The sequence below is a fragment of the Aeromonas sp. 96A genome, from assembly GCF_051919165.1.
In the GTDB taxonomy this organism is placed as follows: Bacteria; Pseudomonadota; Gammaproteobacteria; order Enterobacterales; family Aeromonadaceae; genus Aeromonas; species Aeromonas veronii.
In genome coordinates, this window is record NZ_JBQBFE010000001.1 from 3844183 (window position 1) to 3867949 (window position 23767).

Consider the following 23767-nt stretch of genomic DNA (forward strand, 5'->3'; position numbering starts at 1 on the left):
CCACAAAACCATAGAGAGCAACAATAATGAAAAAAAACCGCATCACCCTTCTGCTTGCCGGCATGATGCTGAGCGGCCACCTGTGGGCGGCCGAGGCATACGACATCAACAAATCCTACCCGGGCGGCAGCCAGGTCAATTACAACGGCCAGGTTTTCGAGGCCAAGTGGTGGGTCAACCCGGGTCAGACTCCGGGCATGGCGGCCGCCAATGAGTGGGATACCCCGTGGAAGCTTGTCGGCGAAGGGGAAGTGACCCCGCCGGACACCGGTGGCGATGACAAGCCCAATCCGCCGACGCCTACCCCGCCGGATGGCAGCACCACCCCCGTCTATATGAGCCAGGCCGAGCTGGATGCCAAAGAGAAGGCGCTGACCGACTTCCCGGCGATGGAAGCGGTCAAGGCCTCCATCGCTACCCGGGACAATCTGGTGGTCGAGGCGGTGCAGCCGGGCCGTGCCGACAACCCGGGCAACGTCAAGCGGGTCGAAAGCCTGCTGAGCGAGAGCCAGTTCAACTACCTGTTCCCGCTACGCGCCCCCGAGTACACCTATCGTGGCCTGTTGCAGGCGGCGGCCAAGTTCCCGGCCCTGTGCAGCGACTACAGCGACGGCCGCGATGCTGACGCCATCTGCCGCAAGACCCTGGCGACCATGTTCGCCCACTTCGCCCAGGAGACCGGTGGCCATGAAAACTGGCGCCCGGAGGCCGAGTGGCGTCAGGCGCTGGTCTACGTGCGCGAGATGGGATGGAATGAGACCATGCGCGGCGGTTACAACGCCGAGTGCCGTCCCGATGTGTGGCAGGGTCAGCAGTGGCCGTGCGGTACGTTCGACAATGGCGAGTTCAAGAGCTACTTTGGCCGCGGTGCCAAGCAGCTCTCCTACAACTACAACTATGGCCCCTTCTCCGAGGCGATGTTCGGCACGGTGCGCACCCTGCTCGACCGCCCCGATCTGGTGGCCGACACCTGGCTGAACCTCGCCAGTGCGGTGTTCTTCTATACCTATCCGCAGCCGCCCAAGCCTTCCATGCTCCACGTCATCGATGGCACCTGGCAGCCGAATGACCATGACAAGCAGAACGGTCTGGTGCCGGGCTTCGGGGTCACCACCCAGATCATCAATGGTGGGGTGGAGTGCGGTGGCCCGGTCGAGCACGCCCAGTCCCAGAATCGCATCAATTACTACCGCGAGTTTGCCAACTACCTCGGGGTGGCGGTGCCATCCGACGAGGTGCTGGGTTGCAAGAACATGAAGGTGTTTGACGACAATGGCGCCGGTGCCTTGCCCATCTATTGGGAGCAGGACTGGAGCTATGTGGCAGAGAACCCCAACGGCGGCAAGAGTTACGCTTGCAAGCTGGTGGGCTACCAGACCCGTTTCAGCGCCTTCAAGGCAGGGGATTACAGCCGCTGCGTTCAGCACTTCTATCCGGAGGTGGTGATCGAGGATAACGGCGGTGGCACCAACCTGCCACCGGTGGCCAATATCACGGGCCCGGCGCAGGCCGAAGGTGGCAGCAAGGTGACCCTTTCCGGCCAGCACTCCAGCGATCCGGAAGGCAAGCCGCTGACTTATGCCTGGACAATCCCAGCCGGTGCCTCTGCCCCGGCTCTGGATCAGGTCACTCTGGAGTTGACCCTGCCCAAGCCGACCAGCGATACCAAGCTGGACATCACACTGACGGTGACCGATGAAGGGAGCTTGAGCCGTAGCGCCACCCATAGCCTGCTGGTGAAAGGGGAGGAAGGGGGCGTAACGCCGCCTGACTATCCCGTCTATAAAGAGGGGACTCCCTACAAGGCGGGCGAGCGGGTCAGCAACGGCGGTGCCAGCTACGAGTGCAAACCGCACCCCTACACCGGCTGGTGCGCAGGTGCTGCCTGGGCCTATGAGCCGGGCAAGGGTACGGCCTGGGCCGATGCCTGGATCAAGCTCTGAGCCGTTTCAGGGTTACAAGGCTTACCGATTAGCCAGCGCACTATCTGGTGTAATCACAGTCTGGAGCAATAAAAGATGGGGCCTGCGGGCCCCATTCTTGTTTGGTGGAGTTCAGGTTTGGCCGTGGAACATCTGGCCCGGACAGGACAGCGCCTCGAAAGGGCTGTGTGATGATGTGTGTTGTAGTTTTATTACGTTTTCCGTGAAAGGCTTTCAGCAATTACTTGCCGTAGCGGAAGTAGTATTCACGGGTGGAGGGGGCATAGGCATCTTTCTCTACAACGCCGTTCTTGGTGGTTGCACCGCGCAGGTGGAACAGGACTGCCAGATTCTCAAACATGGTTTACCTCATCGCTCTGTCATTTATGGTTATGGTGTGTGACCTAGGTCACGGTTTGATCCTATGGTCATTTGTGAGCCAGATCAACTTTCCGTGTTGCAAATTTACAAAAATCATGGAAAGGGTTTTCAAATGCAATGCCCTTTATGGAAAGGCTTTCCCGAGGTGACGGGGGAGAAGCTGATTACCAGCCAGCATAAAGAGGTCTGAGAGCGGGGGGCGTTGCACGGGGAAAGAGGCTTGCTGCACGGCCTCTCCTGTATAGCTGCTTGAGCCGATTTGTGACATAAAACAGAGAGATAGCACGCGTCTTGCTGGTAAAAACAGCGAACTGCTGCAATTTTGACTAAACGAATCAGTCGTGGTTATTTTAGGGTTGACAGCAAAGCGGGTGATGCCTATCATGCGCCTCCGTTGCCGGAGATAACTTCGTCAGCGCCGAGGTGAGTTGGGGTTATAGCTCAGCTGGGAGAGCGCTTGCATGGCATGCAAGAGGTCCGCGGTTCGATCCCGCGTAGCTCCACCAAATTCTCCTCGAACAATCTGGAATCAAAGGGGTTATAGCTCAGCTGGGAGAGCGCTTGCATGGCATGCAAGAGGTCCGCGGTTCGATCCCGCGTAGCTCCACCAGATTCTTGATTGACATGAAGTACCCAGGGCAGTGTGGTGTGTATCACCTAGGCCGACCTTTGTGGGGTTATAGCTCAGCTGGGAGAGCGCTTGCATGGCATGCAAGAGGTCCGCGGTTCGATCCCGCGTAGCTCCACCATTATTTAGGATGAATGGCCGCCAGAACCATTCATTCAGTACCGAATTTGGGGTTATAGCTCAGCTGGGAGAGCGCTTGCATGGCATGCAAGAGGTCCGCGGTTCGATCCCGCGTAGCTCCACCAAATTCAGAGTGACTGCCGGTCATTCACACAAATCGGGGTTATAGCTCAGCTGGGAGAGCGCTTGCATGGCATGCAAGAGGTCCGCGGTTCGATCCCGCGTAGCTCCACCAAATTCTTGTTACAAGAAGCAAAAAGGCCACCGCATCGCGGTGGCCTTTTTGTTTTCTCCATCATTTATTTTCTCCATACGTCCGCGCCTTTCATTTGTACATCCAATGACCTGAATGAAAAAGCCCGCGAGACTCGCGGGCTTTGCTTGCACTATTCAGATGCGCTTGTGATTAACGGCGACGTCGCCAGGCCAGTGGCAACAGTGCCAGCAGGCCGAGTCCCAGTGCACCACCGCCTGAGGAGGTGTCCGGTTTGGTGGCATCGCTCTCCAGTCTCAGGTCGACGATGATGGGATCATGGTCGGAGGCACTGAAGGGGTTGTCAGACTTGAGCAGGGCGCCGGTGTACTGGCTGCCGTACTCGAACAGGGAGCTTTCGAAGGAGTTGATGTGCCAGTCGGCGACACCTGCCACCTTGCTGGCCAGCGCCGGGTTGGCCAGGGCATAGTCCAGGGTGCCCAGCTCCCCGTCGTAGCTGTAGGAGATGGCTTTCTCCTTGTTGAATTTGACGTTGAGATCGATCAGGCCGTAGCTGCGAGTCACTTCGCGACCGAGCTGTTCATAGGACTGCTCACCGATAAAGGTGTGGGAGGCTGATACGATCTTCCGCTCGCTGGTGGCCGGGTTGTAGTCGGTCAGTACCCGGATCGGATCTTCCTTGGCGTAGGAGTTGAAGTCGCCCACCAGCAGCACCTGGCCCGGCAGTTTGCTGACCGTTTCACCCAGCACCTTGGCGGCAGAGACCCGGAACTCGGTGCACTTGCCCTGCAGATCGGCCGGTTCTGTCTTGCCATCGCCATTTTCGTAGCAGCCTGACCCCTTGGATTTGAGGTGGTTGACCACCAGCGTCAGCGGCTCCTTGCTCTTGGCGAGGGTGAAGGTCTGAACCAGCGAGTCGCGCTGACCGGCTGTCTTGGCCACACCACCAGTGGTGTAGCGCTGCTCCGGCAGCTTGATGACGCTGGCATCTCCGCTGGGGGTGAGCAGGGCAGGACGGTAGATCATCGCCACCATGATGGCGTCGCCGCCGAAGAACTTGCCATCGGTAAGGGCAGTGACCGGCAGACGCACATAGGCGTAGTGTTTGCTCGCATCCTTCTGCTGTTCGTTGAGGCGGGTCACCAGATTGTGGAGGGCCGAGTTATCCTCGAAGCCGTTGTTCTCCATCTCCATCAGGCCGAGCAGATCGGCATCCATTTCGGTAATGGCATTAACGATTTTGGTGCGCTGTTTGTCGAACCCGACCAGGGTCTTGGCACCGCGGTTACAACTGTTTACTTTTGGATCTGTGTTATCTGCATCCGCCTGATCTTTGCACAAGACGTTGAGCGCGCCGCCAATGCTGGAGTGGCTGGTGAAGTAGTTGAGCACGTTGAAGCTGCCGATCCGCAGATCGCTGCCACTGACCCGGGCGGGAGCCGGCTGGCGGTCATCTTCCGGTGTGCGCAGCAGGGAGCCGGCGCTCAGGGTGACATCGCTGGGTACCACCAGACGGAAGGCATCCTTGTTGTAAATCACCACCCCTTCCAGGCCATTGAGCTGATCACCGATACGCAGATAGCCCTGATCTGCATCTAGCGCAGGGAACCAAGGCAGGGCTCCATTTTGTACTTTGAAATCAGACTCGACGACCAGACGGTTGCTGCCATTTTGGGCCGCCAGTGCCACCGCTTCCGGGCTGCTGGCGACATGGAGCTGGGTCGGCTTGATAAGCGGCGCCTTATGGGAGAGTTCCAGGTTAGTGCGAGAGGCCTTGTAGTCGAAGCTGAAGTTGCGGGTCAGGTGAAGATCGCTGCTGCTGTCGAGACGTACCCGCATCCCTTCGTGGCGATTGAGGGCTTGTTTTAGGCTTTCATCGTCATTGACTTTGAGCACGCTTACCGGAACGTTTTTGCCCTGCCCGAGGACCTGTATCCGGGGCGAAGTACCATCCCATTTCAGCTTGAGCTGGGTGCCGCCCAAGAACTCCTCGACCTGCGCTTCCAGGCAAAGCTCTGTGCCCACCTTGATATCAGAACGAGCATCCTTGAGGTAGACAAAGATGCCATCCGAGGTAATCGTGTTGCCATCTCCCCGGGTCAGTCAGGTAGAAGCCTTTGGTCAGACTCTGACCCAGAGTCGTGACGATCCCTTTTACGTGAAATGTGCCAAGGCTTATGGCGCCGTTGGCCGTCGGGATTGTGGCGAATGGGCTGCTGGAACCACTTCCCTGCAGGGTTGGAATCGAAGTCAGTTGGGTAGTGTCATTTGGGCAGACGTAAGCGGCATGGGCGCCTGAGGATGCAAGTGCCAGCCCCACGGCCAGCGACAGCAGGGTACGAGTACCTTTCATAGGAGTTCCTTTTTTATTTTTGCCAGTGATTCCATAGCCTTGGCTCGTTGACCAAGGGCGCGCATTGTCACATTTCTGGCATGTCATACCAGTGAGCCAACGCACATTAAACGAATCTGGGAAGATGAGGAAAAGCGTTTTTATGATCCCAGTAACAGTATGATTTTTTTGATAATTCAATCAATTTTAACCATGTGATCATGACGCTTTCGTGGCAGGGGATAATTCTCTTTGAGAATAAAGATTGAGGGGGTCTTGTCGCCTTCCTATACTGGGTTCGTTCCTCACGGAACCCAGGTAAAGGGCAAACCGGCAGTGATGTCGGGGCGCAATGCTTCCGGTCTCGATCGTGGATCCAGATAGCGGGGTTTCCCTGGGTGAGGGGTGGTTTTTGTGGCAGGTCCATTGCCAGTTGTCTGCGCCCATCATGCAGGTTGCGATTGTTCTTTGCCTTGGTGACCAAGCCAAGACAAAACAAGGAAGATAACAATATGCAACAGCTCTTCAGACCCAGCAGGCTTGCCATGCTGGTCGCCCTTGCGGCTGCGCCCGCCTGGGCTCAGGCCGCTTATCCCGCCTATAAATCCGGTACTGCCTACAAGGCTGGCGATATCGTCAGCAACGTCGGTGCCCTCTACGAGTGCAAAGAATTTCCCTATTCAGGCTGGTGCGGGGCATCCCCCTATCACTATGAGCCGGGTGTCGGTGTGGTCTGGGCTGATGCCTGGAAGCCCTATGGTGGCGAGGAGCCCCCTCCTGCACTCGGCGTAGCCGTCAGCTCGCCAGCTGCTGGCGCCAGCTTCAACGAAGGAGCCAGCGTGGCGCTGGCGGTGAGCCTGAGCGGACCGGTAACGGCGTTGGCCCGGGTGGAATATCTTGTCGACGGCAAGCTGGTGGCCACGGCAAGCGCCTCGCCCTGGAGTGCCAGCTGGAGCGCCGCCGGAGTGGGAGGTCATACCCTCAAGGCACGGGCGCTGGATAAAGACGGCAAGGTGCTGAGCGAGGCGGATTCTAGCTTCAACGTCGCCGCCGTGGTGGCGCCCGAGGCGCCCAAGGTGAGCATCAGCAGCCCGGCCAATGGTGCCAAGGTGACGCTGGGTCGCAGTGTGGCGGTGAGCGGCAACGTCACAGATGCCAACAACGATGTGGCCAAAGTCGAGCTCTATGTCGACGGCAAGAAGGTGGGCGAAGATACCATTGCCCCCTGGCAGGTGAACTGGACGCCGGATGTCAAAGGCAGTGCCGCCCTCAAGCTGGTGGCCACCGACAAGAGCAATCTGAGCGGCGAGTCGGCTGCGGTGACCGTCAATGTCGAGGAGGCCGCGCTGCCGCCCACCGGTGGCAACCTCTCTTGTGACATTCGCCAGATCTATCGTCCGGATGGTTACGAGTGCATGGGGGATGACCATGCCCGCCGGGTCATCGGCTACTTCACCTCCTGGCGCACCGGCAAGAACGGCCTGCCCGCCTATCTGGTGAGCGATATTCCATGGAACAAGATCACCCACATCAACTATGCCTTCGCGGCGGTGGATGAGCAGAGCCACACCATCAAGGTGGACGATGCAGCCACCAAGATGACCTGGGATGGCGTGCCGGGTGCCGAGATGGATCCTGAATTTGCCTACAAGGGCCACTTCAACCTGCTGTCGAAGTACAAGAAGCAGTATCCGGACGTGAAGACCCTCATCTCGGTCGGGGGCTGGGCCGATACGCGCGGTTTCTACACGGCCACAACCAAGGGTGACTGCTCGGTCAATACTGCCGGTATCAACACCCTGGCTGACTCGGCGGTGAGTTTTATCCGCCAGTACGGCTTTGATGGGGTCGATATCGACTACGAATACCCCACCTCGATGAAGGATGCGGGCAATCCCAACGATTTCCCGCTCTCCAACCAGTGCCGGGCCAAGCTGTTTGCCAACTACGAGGTGCTGATGAAGACCTTGCGGGCGCGGCTCGACAACGCCGGTAACGAAGATGGCCGCAAGTATATGCTGACCATCGCCTCACCGGCCTCGGCCTATCTGCTGCGCGGGATGGAGAACTTCCAGGTCACCCAGTACCTCGATTACGTCAACCTGATGACCTATGACTTCCACGGTGCCTGGAACCACTTTGTCGGTCACAACGCGGCCCTGTTCGACAACAATGCCGACCCCGAGCTCTCCCACTGGGGCGTCTATACCCAGACCCAGTTTGGCGGCATCGGTTACCTCAACGCCGCCTGGTCTGCCCACTACTTCCGCGGTGCGCTGGCGGCTGGCAAGATCAACGTTGGCGTGCCCTATTACACCCGCGGTTGGCAGGGGGTGAGCGGTGGCAGTCACGGGTTGGGTGGCAAGGCAGCCCTGCCGAGCCAGAACGAGTGCCAGCCGGGCACTGGTGGCAGCACCATTCCGTGCGGCAACGGGGCGGTCGGCATCGACAACATCTGGCATGATCTGGATAAGAACGGCAAAGAGATCGGCGGTGGCGCCGTGCCCATGTGGCATGCCAAAAACCTGGAGCATGCGGCCAGCCTTGGCATCACCACATTGCCGAGTTATGGCTCTGCCTGGGGTCTGGATCCCAACAATCCGGCTCACGTGATGCAGGGCAAGTATGTGCGTTACTACGATGAGAAGGCCCACGCGCCCTGGTTGTGGAATGAAGAGAAGAAGGTGTTCCTCTCAACCGAAGATGAAGAGTCCATGGGCCACAAGCTCGACTACATCATCAAGCGCGGTCTGGGTGGCGTGATGTTCTGGGAGATGGCGGGTGATTATGCCTTCGATCCGGCCAAGAACGAGTACGGCATGGGCAGTACCCTGACCACCCTGGCTTATGAGAAGTTTGCCAAGGCAACCCCGTACAACACCAAGCAAAACGATCTGGCCGCGCCGAGCGCCCAGCTCGACATCCAGGTCAGCCTCTCCGGCTTTAAGGAAGGGGACTCCAACTACCCGATCAACCCGAAACTCAAGCTGGTCAACAAGTCGACCCAGACCATTCCGGGCGGCGCGCGCATCGAGTTTCTGGTGCCCACCTCCACCTCTGACACCATCACGGATCAGAGTGGCATGGGCCTGAAAGTGGTGGAGAGCGGTGGCAACGACAACTCGGAAGGCATTGCGGGCGAGAAGGACTTCCACAAGGTCGCCATGAACCTGCCGGGCTGGCAGACTCTGGCGCCGGGGGCCGAGATTGAAGTCGCCATAACCTACTACCTGCCCGCCGCTGGCGTGCCAAGCGGCATGCGCATCATCAGCGGCAGCCAGACCATTGGTCTCAAGGCCGAGTTCCCGACCTTGCCGGAGGCTGTGCTGGGTTCGGGGGGCGGCGAGAATCCGGGCACCAGCTGCAGCAGCCAGAACGTCAATCCGGCGGCCTACAAGGCCTATCCGAGCTGGCCGCAGGGGGATCATGCCAATGGCGGCGATCGCATCACCCATAACAAGGTAGTGTGGCAGGCGAACTGGTGGACCAGCAGCGAGCCCAAGGCAACCGATGGCAGCTGGAAGTCTATCTGTAGCTATTGATTTTAAAATCAATGAGATAAGTGAGGCTTCGGCCTCACTTTTTTTGTCTGGTTGGTCGCTCTGGTTGAAAATGCGCCTGCCTTTCCTGGCGGGCAGCCTCTATAATAGAGTCGATTAATAATCAGATGGATATCAGCGTATGGCGAGTATATTGGATTCCGTTGATCAACGAACTCAACTGGTGGGTGAAAACCGCCTCGAGTTGTTGATGTTTCGTCTCGGCACCCGTCAGATGTTCGCCATCAACGTCTTCAAGGTACGGGAAGTGGTCAAGTTGCCCCATCTGAGCAAGATGCCGGGCTCCCATCACAATATCAGTGGGGTGGCCAATATCCGCGGTACCTCGATCCCGGTGATCAACCTGCGCAGCGCCATCGGTATGCGTCCCATGCCCATCGACAGTGAATCCAACCTCATCATCACCGAGTACAACCGCACCATTCAGGGGTTTCTGGTGGGGCAGGTGGCCAACATCGTCAACATGACCTGGAAGGATATACTGCCGCCGCCGCGCTCTGCCGGGCGCGCCAACTACCTCACCGCCATCACCCGCATTCCCGAAGATGGAGTGGATCAGATCGTCGAGATCATCGATGTGGAGAAGGTGCTGGCGGAGATCATCACCTATGACATCCGCATCTCCGAGGAGGTGCTGGACCGGGAGATCCTGCCCGAGATGCATGGCCGCAAAGTGCTGATCGTCGATGACTCCAGCACCGCCCGCAATCTGGTGCGCGAGACCCTGGGCCAGCTTGGGCTTGAGGTGATCGAGTGTCAGGATGGTTTGCAGGCACTGACCCTGCTCAAGGGGTGGTGCGATGCTGGCAAGAAGGTGACCGACGAGATCCTGCTGATGATCACCGATGCCGAAATGCCGGAGATGGACGGCTACCGCCTGACCCACGAGGTGCGCAGCGATCCGCGCATGTCCGATCTCTTTATCACCCTCAACACCTCCCTGAGCGGCAACTTCAACGAAGCAATGGTCAAGAAGGTGGGGTGCGACCGATTTATCTCCAAATTCCAGCCCGACTTGCTGGTCGGCGTGGCCCAGGAGCGGCTGCGTCAGGTGCTGGAAAGCTGAGAAGTTGCCTGCCGGTTATGCTAAATCAATAACAACACATCCCGCTTCGGCGGGATGTGTTGTTATTGGGTATTGGCGATGGATTGGTTGAATCAAGGTGCCACGCAGAGATCGTCGACCATTCAAAACATCCGATTTTGGCGGGATATTTTGTTATGGGATATTGGCGATAGACGGCGGGCTTATTGGCTGAGCAGCGGCTCCATAAAGCGGGCGACTTTATCGCGGATTTGTGGCTGGGCCGCCGGGGTGGGATGAATACCATCGTTCATCATAAGTTCAGGGCGCAGCGCAATATCATCCATAAAGAAGGGCAGCAGCGGCAGATCGTTAGCCTGGGCCAACTCGGGAAAGATCTGTTCGAACTGGCGCAAATAGCGGGCACCGTAGTTGCGGGGCAGCTGGATTTGGGTCAACACCACACGGGTCTGCTGCTCCTTGGCGAGCGCGATCATGCTGGCCAGATTTTGGCGGGTAATGGTCGGTGCGAAGCCGCGCAGGCCATCGTTGCCCCCCAGTTCGATCAGCAGCCAGTCCGGCTTGTGCTCCTTCAGCAGCGCGGGCAGACGGGCCAGCGCCCCTTGGGTCGTTTCACCGCTGATGCTGGCATTGAGCAGGGTGTGTTTTCCCCCTCTCTCCTGCCATTTCTGGTTGAGCAGGGCAGGCCAGCTCTGCTCAACCTGCATTTGATAGCCAGCGCTCAGGCTGTCTCCCAGCACTAGCAGGGTCTGGGCCTGAGCCGACGAGAGCAGGCTGCCGAGGCCAACGAACAAGACAAACAGAATACGCACCATCAATTCAACTCCCGCTATGGATTGTCATCAAGGGATTGGAACAAAGGATACAGAGCATGAGTTCAACCCCCATTATTGTCGTCAAGGGCCTCGGCAAATCGGTTCGCCTCGGCCAGGAAAGCCTCACCATCCTTGAAGGGATCGATCTGCAAGTCAATAGCGGCGAGACGGTGGCGCTGGTCGGTGCCTCCGGCTCCGGCAAGTCGACCCTGCTGGGGCTGCTGGCCGGGCTCGATCTGCCGAGTCAGGGGGAGATCGAGATCCTCGGCAAATCCCTTGGTGAGCTGGATGAGGAGGGGCGGGCCCGATTGCGCGCCGAGCAGATCGGCTTTGTGTTCCAGTCGTTCCTGCTGCTCCCGACCATGACGGCGCTGGAGAATGTGATGCTGCCCGCCGAGCTGCGCGGCGAGCGGGATTGCGAACCAAGAGCCCGCGAGCTGCTGGCCGCGGTCGGGCTTGGCGAGCGGTTGCACCATCTGCCGCCACGGCTCTCCGGCGGTGAGCAGCAGCGGGTGGCCATCGCCCGTGCCTTTATGACCCGCCCCAGTCTGCTGCTGGCGGACGAGCCGACCGGCAACCTCGACAGCAAGACCGGCGAGAAGGTGATCGAGCTGCTGTTTGAACTCAATCGCAAGCACGGCACCACGCTAGTGGTGGTGACCCATGATCATCAGCTGGCCGAGCGTTGCCAGCGGCAAGTGGTCATGACGGCGGGCAGACTGGATCGCGAGGTGGCCCATGATGTGGTGTAACGGGGTGAGCTGCGGATCAGGCGGGAGATGCAAGGGATGATGCAGTGGCGATTGGGATGGCGACTGCTTCGCCGGGAAGGTTTCAGCGGCGAGCTGCGCTGGTTTGTGCTGGCGCTAGCGCTTAGCGTGGCGTGTGTCTTGAGTGTGGCATTGGTGGCGGATCGGCTCGATGCCGGACTCAAGGCGTCGGGCCGCGACTTTATCGGGGCGGATCGGGTGCTGCGTACTGCCGCTGCTCTGCCGGATGGTTGGCTGGAACGAGCGAAACAGGATGGCTTGGCGGTGCAGACCACCGTCAGCTTCAACAGCATGCTGTTTCACGGCGACGCGCTGCAGCTTGCCTCCATTCGGGCTGTGCCAGACGGTTTCCCTTTCTACGGCAAGCTCACTCTGGAACCTGCCCGCGCCCCGGCTCCCGGCGAGATCTGGCTCTCCGCCCGGGTGATGCAGCTGCTTAAGGCTAAAACGGGGGATGAGCTGGAGGTGGGCAATACGGTGCTCAAGGTGGCAGGCCTGCTTGGCGAGGAGCCGGATCAGGGCTTCAGCCCCTTCCTGCTGGCGCCGCGGGCGCTGATCCACAGTGCCGATATCGAGGCGACCGGTGCCCTGCTTCCCGGTAGCCGCCAGCAGTGGCGCTATCTGTTCAAGGGGCCGAGAGAGTCGCTGGCCCGTTACGAGCAATGGCTGCTGCCGCAATTGCAGGCCGGACAGAAGTGGATCAAACCGGATGACAGCGAATCCCAAGTGGGCCGCTCGCTGGCCAATGCCGAGCGTTTCTTCCGGCTCGCCTCGCTAAGCGGGGTGTTGCTGGGGGCGTTGGCGATGGGGATTGCGGTGCGCCACTTTGCCGAGCGCCAGACCAATATGGTGGCGCTGCTCAAGACGCTGGGGGCATCACGTCGCTCGCTCTGGCAACTGATGGGAACCCTGCTGCTGTCGCTGACGCTGATCGGTGCGCTGCTGGGTCTGGTAGCGGGCACCGTCATGCAGTGGATCACCTTGCAACTGCTGGGGGACCTGCTGCCGCCGGATCTGCCCCCCCCCTCCTGGCGCCCCTTTGCGCTGGGGGTTGCGGTGGCGCTCTTTATCACCCTGCTGCTCGCTTTTGTGCCCTTCTTGCGTCTGCTGAAGGTGCCGCCGCTGCGGGTATTGCGCCGGGAGCTGGAGGCGGGTATTCCCCCCTGGCTGGCCCTGCCGGTCGGCCTGTTCGGGCTGTTTGCGCTGGTCTGGGGCTTTACCGCCGATGTGCGGCTGGCGCTGGGGCTGGTGGGGGGCATGGGCTTGCTGATGGGGCTGTTGGCCCTGCTGGCAGCCCTGATGTTGCGGCTGGGGACGAAAGTGAGCGGACCTCATGCCTTGCGGCTGGCGCTGGCCCACCTGTCGCGCGAGCGCAGCAGCGGCCTGTTTCAGCTGGCGGGCTTTGCGCTGGCGCTGATGCTGTTTGGCTTGCTCTGGGCGGCCCGGGTCGATCTGCTGGATGAGTTTTCGGCTCGTCTTCCCGTCGATGCGCCCAACCGTTTTCTGGTCAATGTGGCCGAGAACGAGCGGGAGGGGATCCTGAGCGAACTGGCGGCAGCCGGGGCCACCACTTCCGATTTCTATCCCATGGTGCGTGGCCGGCTGACTCATATCGCCGGTGAGGCGGTGGGCGAGGGAGCGAGTAGTGGTCGTGAAGGGGTCGATCGGGAGCTTAACTTCACTACCACGGCGACCCTGCCAATCGACAATAAGCTGGTGGCCGGGAAATGGCTTGCCGGGCCCGGCGAGGTGTCGGTGGATAACGAGCTGGCCAAGCGGCTCGATATCAAGTTGGGGGACATGCTCGCCTTTACTATCGAGGGGCGCAGCTTTGGCGCCAGGGTTACCAGTTTGCGCAGCATCAAGTGGGACAACATGCGCCCCAACTTCTACATGATCTTCTCCGAGGATCTGCTGGCACCCTTCTCCCGAACCTGGCTTGGTAGTTACCGATTGCCCGAGGCGGGGCGCTCTGCCGAGGTGGAGTTGATCCGCCGTCACCCCACGGTGAGCCTTATCGATGTGGATGACCTGATTGCGCGGCTCACTCAGGTATCGGAGCAGGTGAGCCGGGCGCTGGCGCTGATGCTGGGGCTGGTGACAGTGGCCGCACTGCTGGTGCTGCTGACCCAGACCCAGGCCAGCATGGCTCAGCGTCGGCGCGAGCTGTTGCTGATGCGCACTCTGGGCGCCAGCAGCGATCTGCTCAGGAAGATGCTGCGCTGGGAGTTGGTGGCCAGTGGTGCGCTGGCGGGGCTCTGTGCCGCCATGGTGGTGGAGCTCTGCTCCTTTGGCCTGCAGTGGTGGTGGTTCGAGGGGCAGTGGCAGTTCCACTGGGCAATCTGGCTCGGCCTGCCAACGTTGGGGGCGCTGCTGGTGACGCTGGCGGGGCAGGGGATGCAGCGCCAGCTGCTGGCTGGCACCCTGAGCGATCGGTTGCGAGGGCTGGGTCAGGGCCTGTTGTAATCCCGCCAGCGCGAGCCGATGCATACAAGGTGCAATAGCGCAGCCACCATAAACAAGCAGCCCGGCCATTGGCCGGGCTGCTTGCTATGCGAGGAGCTGACGAGCGGACGCCGCGAGCGGGTGTGAGTTAGCGGGGCTCGCGCAGCAGATTGGTGAGGGCGCTCGACAGCTCGGGATAGCTGAAGTGGAAACCGGCCTGTTGCAGCCGTGCTGGTATCACCTTTTGTCCGGTCAGCAGCAGATCTGCCGCCTCCCCCATCACCAGTTGCAACAGCGGCGCCGGGACGAAGAAGAGGTGTGGACGGTGCAGCGTGGTGGCAAGGGTTTGGCTGAACTCCCGGTTGCTGACCGGATGGGGCGCAGTGCCGTTGAAGATGCCGCTGCACTCTTCGTGATCCAGCAAGAACAGTATGGCGCGCACCAGATCCTGCACATGGATCCAGCTCATCATCTGGCTGCCCGATCCCATGGGGCCGCCGAGTCCGAGTCGGTAGGGGGGGAGCATTTTGGGCAGGGCGCCGCCATCCATGCCAAGCACCAGCCCGATCCGCACGATACAGACCCGGGTTTGGCGGCTCTGGGCCTCCTGCGCCAGGGTTTCCCACTGCTGGCAGAGCTGGTGGGTAAACTCATCGTTGGGGGAGCGGCACTGCTCGTCGAGGGTTTCGGTGCCCTGTCTGCCATACCAGCCGATGGCGGAGGCGTTGATCAGCACCTTGGGCGGCGTGCTGGATAGCTTGATGAGATCCACCAGCTGCTCGGTCAACAGCCAGCGGCTATCGCAGAGCAGCTGTTTGCGCGACTCGCTCCAGCGTCCGGCGGCGATAGGTTCACCGGCCAGATTGATCACCGCATCCACGTCATTGAGGTCATCAAGCCGGTCGAGGTTATCCAATACCTTGATATCGTGGCCGAGCAGGGAGTAAGCGCGACTCCCCTGCCTGCTCAATACCACGACCTCGTGATTGACCTTGAGATGGGCAACCAGCTTGCGGCCGATAAAGCCGGTCCCTCCGGTAATAAGAATCTTCATCGCTGCATGCTCCTGCTGCCGTTTGCTCAACTTTAATGGTGTGGCTTCCCTTCAACAAGTGAGACGTGCTTCGGGAGTTTTCTGTTTGACGTTTGTTAACTCTATCCTCTTCTTACGACATATTGTTGAACAATAGTTTGAATTGATTGATTTTTGTTGGGTGGACATTTGTTGAACAATCGCTATTATGGCGACCCTTTTCGCCTGTCCACCGAGGCTGTCACCCATTATCCGAGCATCAAAGAGGCCGCCATGCCATTTCGTCGTTTGAAACTTCGTCAGCTTTACTCGAGGATTCTCTTGGCGCTGCTGATGGGGGGCGGGATCCTGCTGCTGGGGGTTGTTGCCGTTATCTGGCAGACGGTGACGGAGACAGAGCGTGATGCCGATTCACGGTTGCAGCATGCCCGTGTGATGTTTGAGCGCTCCATCGGCCATGCCCGGCAAGCGGCCATCAATGTGAAGGGGATGCTTGGTCACTCGTGCAAGGAGGCGGCACAACTGCTGCGCGAACAGGTGGCCACGGTGCCTTATGTCCGTTCCGCCAATCTGGCTGTAGGCAGCCACATCTATTGCACTTCGCTCTATGGTGACTACGATGGCCCCTTCAATCCCGACCGCTATGTGGATGGCAGGTTGCAACTGCTGCCTGGCAATGAGGTCACACCGGATCGCCCCTTGATCGTGCTGCGTCATGAAACGGACAAGGGGAGTGTGCTGATCGGTGTAGATGGCTACTACCTGCGCAATACCCTGGAGATCTCCAGCAAGAACTCCCCGATGGCTCTGGTGGTGGGGCAGAGGGCACTGTTTGGCTCAGGTCAGGTTGGGGCGGCGCCCTCTCCGACAGAAGAGGGTTATATTGCCCTCGCTTCGGCTGATTTCCCCTATCAGGTCGTCACCCGGGTCACGGTGCATGACTACTGGAGCCACGCATGGCGATACTCCAGATATACCTTGATCCTCTCTCCGTTGCTGGCGCTGCTGATTGGATTCGGCACCTTCAGGCTGATGGGGCGTAGCAGCTCACCAGCGGAAGAGCTCAAGCGGGCGTTGATCGAGGAGGAGTTTATCCCCTATCTGCAGCCGGTGGTCTCCGGCGATGACGAGCAGTGGCGTGGCTGTGAGGTGCTGATGCGCTGGCAGCATCCCAAGCAGGGGATGATCTCGCCGGATCGCTTTATTCCGCTGGCGGAAGATAGCGGGTTGATCGTGCCCATGACCAGCCTGTTGATGGCGCAGGTGCGCGACCACTTCTCCCCTTATGCCCGCAAGCTGCCGGCAAAGTTTCATTTTTGCTTCAATATCAGCGCCAAGCACTTTCAGGATCTCGACTTGTTGGCTGACTGCAAGGCCTTTCTCGACGCGTTTAAGGACAATCCCGTTGATTTGGGGCTGGAGCTGACCGAGCGGGAGCTGCTGGTGGCTGATGAAACAACCGCTCAGATGTTTGCCGAATTGCGCAAACTGGGCGTGTTGATCTCTATCGATGACTTTGGCACCGGTCACTCCAGTCTCACCTATCTGCAACAGTTTCAGGTCGATGCAATCAAGATTGACCGGAGCTTTGTGGAGATGATCGGCACGGATGCACTCTCCAGCCATATCGTTGAAAACGTGATTGATCTGGCGAAGCGACTTGAATTGATCCTGATCGCGGAGGGGGTCGAGAAGCAGTCGCAGGCGGACTACCTGCGGGCGCGCCACGTTGACTATCTGCAAGGGTATCGTTACAGCCGCCCCATCCCGATGAAGCAGTTTTGCAAGACCCTGTTTGGCTGAACGGTTAAATGGGGAGCATAAAAAAACCAGCGATCGCTCGCTGGTTTTTTGTTGGTACGGTTTGGCTTGGGCGATCAGAGCATGCGCTGGAGGGCGCGGGCCAAGCGTTTGACCCCCTCCTCGATGGTCGCTTCATCGACGCAGGAGAAGCTCAGGCGCAGGGTGTTCTTGATCTCGGGGCGCACGTAGAAGGGGGCCCCGGGTACGAAGGCCACCTTCTCCTTGATCGCCTCGTCAAACAGCGCCATGGCACTGATGTGGGCTGGCAGAGTCAGCCAGAGGAACATACCCCCTTCCGGTCGGGTGTAGCTGACACCGGGCGGGCAGTGACGGGCCAAAGCGGCCTCCATGGCAGCGCGCTGGCGGCCATAGACCTCCTTGATCTTCTCCAAGTGAGCGTCGAGGGAGTTGTCGGTCAGGAAGCGGTGCAGCACCTGCTGGCTGAAGGCGTTGCTGTGCAGATCGGTCGCCTGCTTGGCGATGGTCACCTTCTTGCGCAGCCACTCCGGCATCACCATCCAGCCCAGACGGAAGGCAGGCACCACGGTTTTCGAGAAAGAGCCGAGCAGCACGGTATTGTTTGGCGCCAGCTTGGCAATCGGGGGGAGATGCTCCCCTTCGAAGCGCAGCTCGCCGTAGGGATCATCTTCCACCATCAACAGCTCGTGGCTGATCAGCCGCTCCGCCAGTGCCTCGCGGTTGGCACGACTGTAGGAGACACCGCTCGGGTTCTGGAAGTTGGGCACGCCGTAGAGCAGTTTGGCATTGGATCCGCTTGCCAGCAGCGCATCCAGCGCCGCCAGGTCCAGCCCCTCTTCTTCAAGGGTGATCGGCTTGAAGGTGGGCTGGTAGACAGAAAAGGCCTGAATTGCGCCAAGGTAACCCGGCTCTTCGATGATGAGATCCTGACCCTCGTCGATCAGCACCTTGCCCAGCAGATCCAGCGCCTGCTGGGAGCCGCTGGTGATGAGGATGTTGTCCGGATTGACCTGCATGCCGTGGCGGGTCAGATAGCGGTCGGCAATATATTGGCGCAGCGGGGCGAAGCCTTCGGTCGCCGCATATTGCAGGGCGGCAGCCCCCTGTTCGCGTAGCACATCCTGACAGGCCTGATCGATCGCCTTGACCGGAAACAGGTGGGGATTGGGCAGGCCACCGGCGAAGGAGATGATCTCCGGATTGGCGGCAACTTTGAGGATTTCACGGATAAAGGAAGGCTCGACCTTCTCGAAGCGCTGGGCAAAAAACGGCTGCATAGACAATTCTCTCGGCATGTGGGCGGTCGCTCCATTCGACCGCCAGGTTATCCGTTTGTATCAGATTTCAGAAATGAGGCAATGATTGTCACAAAAATCGCCAAAAAAGGGCTGGAACGACTCTACTGCGGATTATATTGGACGGTTAGTCGGTGTGGTGATGCCAGTGAAGGCGCAGGGAAGTGGATGGCCGGAATATTTGTTGCGCGAAACACTTGCGCCTTGGGCCTATCTTGGGATAATTCGCTCCCCTGTTTTCGCGGGTCGATGAAATGATGAACCGCGAGCGGTCCCGCTCGGGATCGAACACAAGATGTATTACCCGGATTGATGAAATAACGAGACCATTATGCCTGTGACCCAAGATGTATTTAACGAAGACGGCAAGTTCATGCGCAAGATCCGCAGCTTTGTCCGTCGCGAAGGCCGCCTGACCAAAGGGCAGGAGAAGGCCCTGGAAGAGCTCTGGCCGGTCATGGGCATCGATTTCGAGCCAAAGCAGCTCGATCTGGTCGCACTGTTTGGCCGTGAAGCACCTGTGGTGCTGGAGATCGGCTTTGGCATGGGCGCCTCTCTGGTGGAGATGGCCAAGAATGCCCCCGAGAAGAACTTCATTGGCATTGAAGTGCACTCCCCTGGCGTGGGCGCCTGTCTGGGTACCGCTCAGGAAGCGGGGGTCACCAATCTGAAAGTGATCTGCCACGATGCGGTCGAGGTGCTGGAGCACATGATCCCGAATGGTTCACTCTCCTGCCTGCAGCTCTTCTTCCCGGATCCCTGGCACAAGAGCCGTCACCACAAGCGCCGCATCGTACAGCCTGCATTTGCCCAGGACATTCGCCAGAAGCTGGCCATCGGTGGCGTGTTCCACATGGCGACCGACTGGGAAAACTATGCCGAGCACATGCTGGAAGTGATGAGCGCCGCCGAGGGTTACGAGAACACCTCTGCCACCGGCAACTGGGTGCCTCGTCCGGACTGGCGTCCGCTGACCAAATTTGAACAACGTGGCCACCGTCTCGGCCACGGGGTTTGGGATCTGATTTTCAAGCGTGTCAGCTAAGCTGGCACGTCAACACACCTAGCGTATCAACTAACTTGAGGAGCTATCATGGCCAATCGTAGCCGCCGCCTGCGCAAGAAACTGCGCGTCGATGAATTCCAGGAAATGGGTTTCGACATCAGTTTCAACTTCCCGGTCGGCACTGCCGAAGAGACCATCGATGCGGTAGTCGATGCGATGATCGATGAGGTTGTTGAACCCCGTAAACTGGCTTTTGCCGGCTCCGGTCACCTGGCCTGGGAAGGGATGATCTGCACCCAGCAACTGGGCAAGTGTACCGAAGAAGACCGCGCTGCCGTCAAATCCTGGCTGGAAGGCAAGGGGATGGAAGCCGTGGTCGTTACCGAGCTGTTCGACCTCTGGTACGGTGAACCGGCCTGATACAAGGCTGCCGCATCTGGCGCCTTGTTGTGGGTAACTGAAAAATCCCGCCGCTGGCGGGATTTTTGTCAGTGGGGATGGGATCTCCACCGCTGTTTTAGTCATGGAATCGCTTATTGCTTATGGTGTTGTCATCCGAATTACTGGCCAGCATCCTTGAAGAGGTGCGCCCGTTGCTGGGACAAGGCAAGGTGGCCGACTACATTCCGGCACTGGCTCAGGTACCGGCCGATCGGCTTGGTATTGCAGTCTGTACCGTCGAGGGGGAGCTGTTCACCGCCGGTGACGCTTTTGAACCCTTCTCCATCCAAAGTATCTCCAAGGCCCTGAGCCTGACCCTGGCGCTCACCCTCTATCAGGAGGAGGAGATCTGGGCCCGGGTTGGCAAGGAGCCCTCCGGCCAGCCCTTCAACTCGCTGGTGCAGCTCGAGTTCGAGCAGGGAATTCCCCGCAACCCCTTTATCAATGCCGGGGCGCTGGTGGTGAGCGATCTGCTGGAGACCCGCCTCACTGCGCCGCGTCAACGTACCCTTGAGCTGGTGCGCCGTCTTTCCGGCAATCCGGCCATCATGGCGGATCAGGTCGTCGCCCGCTCCGAATATCAGCACTCTGCCCGCAACGCCGCCATCGCCTATCTGATGAAGGCCTATGGCAACTTCGAAAACGAAGTGGACAAGGTGCTGCAAAGCTACTTCAATGCCTGTGCCATTCGCATGAGCTGCGTCGATCTGGCGCGGGCATTCATCTATCTGGCCAACCGTGGTGTGCCAATGGGTGAGAGCGTGCCGCTGCTGCCCGCCCGTACCACCAAACAGGTCAACGCCCTGCTCGCCACCTGCGGTCTCTATGATGAGGCGGGCGATTTTGCCTATCGGGTCGGCATGCCGGGCAAATCGGGTGTTGGCGGCGGTATCATCGCCCTGATCCCGGGCGAGCTCTGCGTCTGTGTCTGGTCGCCGGAGCTCAACAAAGCCGGCAACTCGCTGGCGGGCACGGCGGCGCTGGAGCTGCTGGCCGAGCGGCTGGGTCGCTCCATTTTTTAACCTTGTTCACTATGAATCGAGAAATCACCATGAAACGACATCTTCGCTTCCTGCAGGCCGCGCTGGCGACCTTACTGCTCTGGTGTGCCCTGCCCGCCGTGGCAGGGGAGTTGCCACCGCTCTCGTTGGCCGATGCCAAGGCCAAACAGGCTGTCATCCTGGATACCCGCGCCAGCTACTTCTATCAGGGGTGGCCGATGGAAGGGGAGAAGCAGGGCGGCCATGTAGCGGGCGCCGAGAACCTCTCAGCTGAGTGGAAATACAGCGATGAAGAGTGGCCAAAGGCGCTCGAGATCAAGGGGCTGAAGGCCGATCGTCCGGTTGCCCTCTACGGTGCGTCCCGCGAAGTGGCCGAGGTGGCACGTCTGCTGCGCAAGCAGGGGATAAAGCAGCTGTTCGAGCTGCAAGGGTGGCAAGCTGCACCGCGCGAGTCGCTGGCACGCTGGCAGCAGCTAGTCTATCCGCGCTGGTTGGCGGACCTGCAAGAGGGCAAGCCGGTCGCCGCAGCGCCCAAGGGTGACTGGAAGTTGTTTGAAGTGGATTGGGGTTCACCCAAGGCCTACCTCATAAGCCACATCCCGGGGGCCGGCTATATCGATACCAACAGCCTCGAAGAGGAGCCGCTGTGGAACAAGGTCTCTGACGAAGCACTCAAGAAGCTGCTGCTGGATAACGGCATCCGTCACGACACCACCGTTATCCTCTATGGTCGCAACACCATGGCGGCTGCCCGTGCCGCGCACCTGATGATGTATGCGGGGGTGGAAGATGTGCGCCTGCTGGACGGTGGTCTGGATGCCTGGTTTATCCAGCACCTGCGCACCGAAACCGGTCTGCCCAACAAATATGAGCCGGTGAAGGAGTTTGGCGTGGCCATTCCCGCTCACCCCGAGTACTACACCACGCTAAGTCAGGCGAAAGAGCTGCTCAAGAAGCCCGATAGCGCGCTGGTCAGTGTGCGTACCTGGGACGAGTTTGTCGGCAACACCTCAGGTTACAGCTACATCAAGCCGAAGGGCGATATCCCGGGGGCCAAATGGGGTCATGGTGGCGTCGATGCCAACAGCATGAGCGACTTCCACAACCCGGACGGCACCATGAAGCCGGCCCGCGAGATCCTCGCCATGTGGGACCAGTGGAACATCGAGCCAACCCAGCAGGCGGCGTTCTACTGCGGTACCGGCTGGCGCGCCTCCGAGGCCTTCTTCTACGCCTGGCTGATGGACTGGAAACAGATCAGCGTCTACGACGGTGGTTGGTACGAGTGGAGTTCCGATCCCAAGAACCCGACCGTGACCGGTGAGCGTCAGCCTGCCAAGTCATGATTGCGTACTTGCTCTGAACAGAAGAGGCCGGACAGAGATGTCCGGCCTTTTTCATTGCGCTCGCCACCCGGCCAGATAGCGAGGCTAAGTCGCTGATTATTGACGGCGATCCCGCTTTGCTCATCCCGCCATCCCGTGCCGTGCGATTGAACTAGGCTTCAAGAAACATCCTCGTGGTGAGGATGATCGCAGAAGAGGCCGCAATGAAAAAACTGATGATGATCCTGGTGTGCGCCCTGGGGCTGGTGGCATGCAGCTCCCAATACATCATGAGCACCAAGGATGGCAAGATGATCACCACAGAGAGCAAACCCAAGCTGGACGAGAGCACCGGCATGTATCGCTATTACGATCATGAAGGGCGCGAGGTAATGATCAAGAAAGATGACGTGACCCAAATCATGGAGCGCTAAGCGCTCTCTTGCCGCAAGGACCGCTATCTGCGGCTCTTCTCTTTTTGCCGAAAAGTCGCGCTGTTTTCTCTGTTGATCCCCGCACATTCGCAGCAAATTCAGCTGTGATACAGCTTCCGTTATGGTTTAACCCTTATCATCACACTCCATTTTTTATTGGAGGTGTTATGTCCTTGATGTCTATCTGGAATTCCCGTTTTTCTGCACGCAGCTTGCTGGGTGGTGCCTTGCTGGTGGTGGCGTCAGCCAGCCATGCCGGTGACGATCAGTTCACGCTGGGGCGGACTATTTTGCTGGGAGCCGGTGATCATGGTGCGACAATTCCTTTGGTGGTTTGCCGTCAGACCAAATATATCAAGGTGAAGGCAGAGCGTGATTTGACCCTGGATCGGGTGGTGGTGACCTATGGTGGTGATCGTACCAAGACCATTCGTTTCGATCGGGAAATGAGCAGTGATAAAGAGACCGAGTGGAAATCACTGGGCTCGCGCCGTTGTGTGAAAAAAATCGAAGTGTACGGTAATTCAGAGCGCAGCAAAGCGGGCGTAAAAGTATTCGGCCGCAAATAATTGATGTGGTTTTTCTGCGCAGACAGATGAGTTAAAAATAATGGCGAGCCGTGGCTCGCCATTATTTTTTATGGTCGGGTTCGCTATTTTTTCGGCCGAAACGGCTTGATGACAGTTTCATCGCACTCGAGATACGGCCCTTCCATCAAATCGATACAGTAGGGGATGGCGGGGAAGACTGCATCCAGACATTCGCGGATTGATTTGGGCTTGCCCGGCAGATTGACGATCAGGGTATCGTCGCGCAGTCCAGCAGTCTGGCGCGACAGAATGGCGGTCGGCACAAATTTGAGGGATTCGGCCCGCATCAGCTCGCCAAAGCCAGGCATCATGCGATCACATACCGCCTCGGTCGCTTCCGGCGTGACATCCCGCTTGGCCGGGCCGGTGCCGCCTGTGGTGACGATAAGGCAACACTGCTCCTCATCCGCCAGCTGGATCAGGGTCGCTTCAATCAGCTCCTGCTCATCGGGGATCACCTGATAGACAGGTTCCCACTCCGAGGTCAGATAGGCGTTCAGGGTGTCGATGATGGCCTTGCCGGAGAGGTCTTCATAGATGCCCGCGCTGGCGCGATCGCTGACGGTGACGATACCGATTTTTGCCTTGCTCATGGTCTGCTCTTGAATGTCCGATAAAAGTGGCAATT

The 23767-nt window shown here is 59.2% G+C and carries 16 protein-coding genes, 5 tRNA genes, 1 pseudogene and 1 riboswitch; of the genes and pseudogenes, 17 read left to right on the forward strand and 5 right to left on the reverse strand.

The features are described 5' to 3' along the window. Positions 1 to 26: 26 nt before the first annotated feature. The 6 genes from ACTG2W_RS17855 to ACTG2W_RS17880 all read left to right on the forward strand — a co-directional run bounded on the left by ACTG2W_RS17855 (position 27) and on the right by ACTG2W_RS17880 (position 3286). Positions 27 to 1943, forward strand: a complete 1917-nt coding sequence (locus tag ACTG2W_RS17855) for a glycoside hydrolase family 19 protein (protein WP_106842864.1) — start codon at positions 27 to 29, stop codon at positions 1941 to 1943. A 790-nt stretch (positions 1944 to 2733) separates the two neighbouring features. Then, positions 2734 to 2809, forward strand: a tRNA-Ala gene (locus tag ACTG2W_RS17860). Positions 2810 to 2837: 28 nt separating this feature from the next. Further along, positions 2838 to 2913: transfer RNA gene (locus tag ACTG2W_RS17865), tRNA-Ala, on the forward strand. Positions 2914 to 2976: 63 nt separating this feature from the next. Next, positions 2977 to 3052, forward strand: a tRNA-Ala gene (locus ACTG2W_RS17870). 48 nt (positions 3053 to 3100) lie between these two features. After that, a tRNA-Ala gene (locus tag ACTG2W_RS17875) sits at positions 3101 to 3176 on the forward strand. 34 nt (positions 3177 to 3210) lie between these two features. Next, a tRNA-Ala gene (locus ACTG2W_RS17880) sits at positions 3211 to 3286 on the forward strand. 171 nt (positions 3287 to 3457) lie between these two features. On the opposite strand, the pseudogene ACTG2W_RS17885 reads toward ACTG2W_RS17880, so the two are convergent. Continuing rightward, positions 3458 to 5618, reverse strand: a pseudogene (locus ACTG2W_RS17885) (ExeM/NucH family extracellular endonuclease). A gap of 293 nt (positions 5619 to 5911) precedes the next feature. After that, positions 5912 to 5994: riboswitch (cyclic di-GMP riboswitch) on the forward strand. A gap of 115 nt (positions 5995 to 6109) precedes the next feature. On the opposite strand from ACTG2W_RS17885, the gene ACTG2W_RS17890 reads away from it, so the two are divergent. Then, entirely contained in the window at positions 6110 to 9139 is a 3030-nt protein-coding gene (locus ACTG2W_RS17890; protein WP_420093696.1) for a glycosyl hydrolase family 18 protein, read from the forward strand. A 139-nt stretch (positions 9140 to 9278) separates the two neighbouring features. Continuing rightward, positions 9279 to 10223: a chemotaxis protein CheV gene (locus ACTG2W_RS17895; RefSeq protein ID WP_005335238.1), complete on the forward strand. Its 945-nt coding sequence runs from the start codon at positions 9279 to 9281 to the stop codon at positions 10221 to 10223. A gap of 182 nt (positions 10224 to 10405) precedes the next feature. Here the strand turns inward: ACTG2W_RS17895 and ACTG2W_RS17900 are convergent, their stop codons facing one another. Further along, entirely contained in the window at positions 10406 to 11017 is a 612-nt protein-coding gene (locus tag ACTG2W_RS17900; RefSeq protein WP_440016440.1) for an arylesterase, read from the reverse strand. A 56-nt stretch (positions 11018 to 11073) separates the two neighbouring features. Between ACTG2W_RS17900 and ACTG2W_RS17905 the strand changes: the two genes are divergently transcribed. After that, on the forward strand, positions 11074 to 11769 hold the full coding sequence (locus tag ACTG2W_RS17905) for an ABC transporter ATP-binding protein (protein WP_021229711.1): 696 nt from the start codon (positions 11074 to 11076) through the stop codon (positions 11767 to 11769). Between the two features lie 36 nt (positions 11770 to 11805). After that, the gene (locus ACTG2W_RS17910) at positions 11806 to 14253 is read left to right on the forward strand and encodes an ABC transporter permease (protein WP_440016441.1); all 2448 of its coding nucleotides are present in this window, start codon (positions 11806 to 11808) and stop codon (positions 14251 to 14253) included. A gap of 127 nt (positions 14254 to 14380) precedes the next feature. On the opposite strand, the gene ACTG2W_RS17915 is transcribed toward ACTG2W_RS17910, so the two are convergent. Further along, positions 14381 to 15286: a TIGR01777 family oxidoreductase gene (locus ACTG2W_RS17915; RefSeq protein WP_236296932.1), complete on the reverse strand. Its 906-nt coding sequence runs from the start codon at positions 15284 to 15286 to the stop codon at positions 14381 to 14383. 252 nt (positions 15287 to 15538) lie between these two features. On the opposite strand from ACTG2W_RS17915, the gene ACTG2W_RS17920 reads away from it, so the two are divergent. Next, positions 15539 to 17068, forward strand: coding sequence for an EAL domain-containing protein (locus tag ACTG2W_RS17920; RefSeq protein WP_440016442.1), 1530 nt, complete (start codon positions 15539 to 15541; stop codon positions 17066 to 17068). Positions 17069 to 17142: 74 nt separating this feature from the next. Here the strand turns inward: ACTG2W_RS17920 and ACTG2W_RS17925 are convergent, their stop codons facing one another. Next, positions 17143 to 18324: an aminotransferase-like domain-containing protein gene (locus ACTG2W_RS17925; protein ID WP_159164187.1), complete on the reverse strand. Its 1182-nt coding sequence runs from the start codon at positions 18322 to 18324 to the stop codon at positions 17143 to 17145. 349 nt (positions 18325 to 18673) lie between these two features. Between ACTG2W_RS17925 and trmB the strand changes: the two genes are divergently transcribed. The 6 genes from trmB to ACTG2W_RS17955 all read left to right on the forward strand — a co-directional run bounded on the left by trmB (position 18674) and on the right by ACTG2W_RS17955 (position 23118). Further along, positions 18674 to 19387, forward strand: a complete 714-nt coding sequence (gene trmB / locus ACTG2W_RS17930) for a tRNA (guanosine(46)-N7)-methyltransferase TrmB (RefSeq protein ID WP_005335228.1) — start codon at positions 18674 to 18676, stop codon at positions 19385 to 19387. A 48-nt stretch (positions 19388 to 19435) separates the two neighbouring features. Continuing rightward, the gene (locus ACTG2W_RS17935) at positions 19436 to 19768 is read left to right on the forward strand and encodes a YggL family protein (RefSeq protein ID WP_005348158.1); all 333 of its coding nucleotides are present in this window, start codon (positions 19436 to 19438) and stop codon (positions 19766 to 19768) included. A gap of 122 nt (positions 19769 to 19890) precedes the next feature. After that, the gene (gene glsB, locus ACTG2W_RS17940) at positions 19891 to 20811 is read left to right on the forward strand and encodes a glutaminase B (protein ID WP_323886377.1); all 921 of its coding nucleotides are present in this window, start codon (positions 19891 to 19893) and stop codon (positions 20809 to 20811) included. Positions 20812 to 20840: 29 nt separating this feature from the next. Then, complete coding sequence (locus ACTG2W_RS17945; protein WP_064335634.1) at positions 20841 to 22136, forward strand: sulfurtransferase; 1296 nt, start codon at positions 20841 to 20843, stop codon at positions 22134 to 22136. A 203-nt stretch (positions 22137 to 22339) separates the two neighbouring features. Beyond that, positions 22340 to 22549, forward strand: coding sequence for a YgdI/YgdR family lipoprotein (locus ACTG2W_RS17950; protein ID WP_005335219.1), 210 nt, complete (start codon positions 22340 to 22342; stop codon positions 22547 to 22549). A 167-nt stretch (positions 22550 to 22716) separates the two neighbouring features. Further along, complete coding sequence (locus ACTG2W_RS17955) at positions 22717 to 23118, forward strand: DUF2541 family protein (RefSeq protein WP_005335217.1); 402 nt, start codon at positions 22717 to 22719, stop codon at positions 23116 to 23118. A gap of 83 nt (positions 23119 to 23201) precedes the next feature. On the opposite strand, the gene mog is transcribed toward ACTG2W_RS17955, so the two are convergent. After that, a complete protein-coding gene (gene mog, locus ACTG2W_RS17960) occupies positions 23202 to 23732 on the reverse strand; it encodes a molybdopterin adenylyltransferase (protein WP_021229718.1) in 531 nt (176 codons plus the stop codon). Positions 23733 to 23767 lie beyond the last annotated feature (35 nt).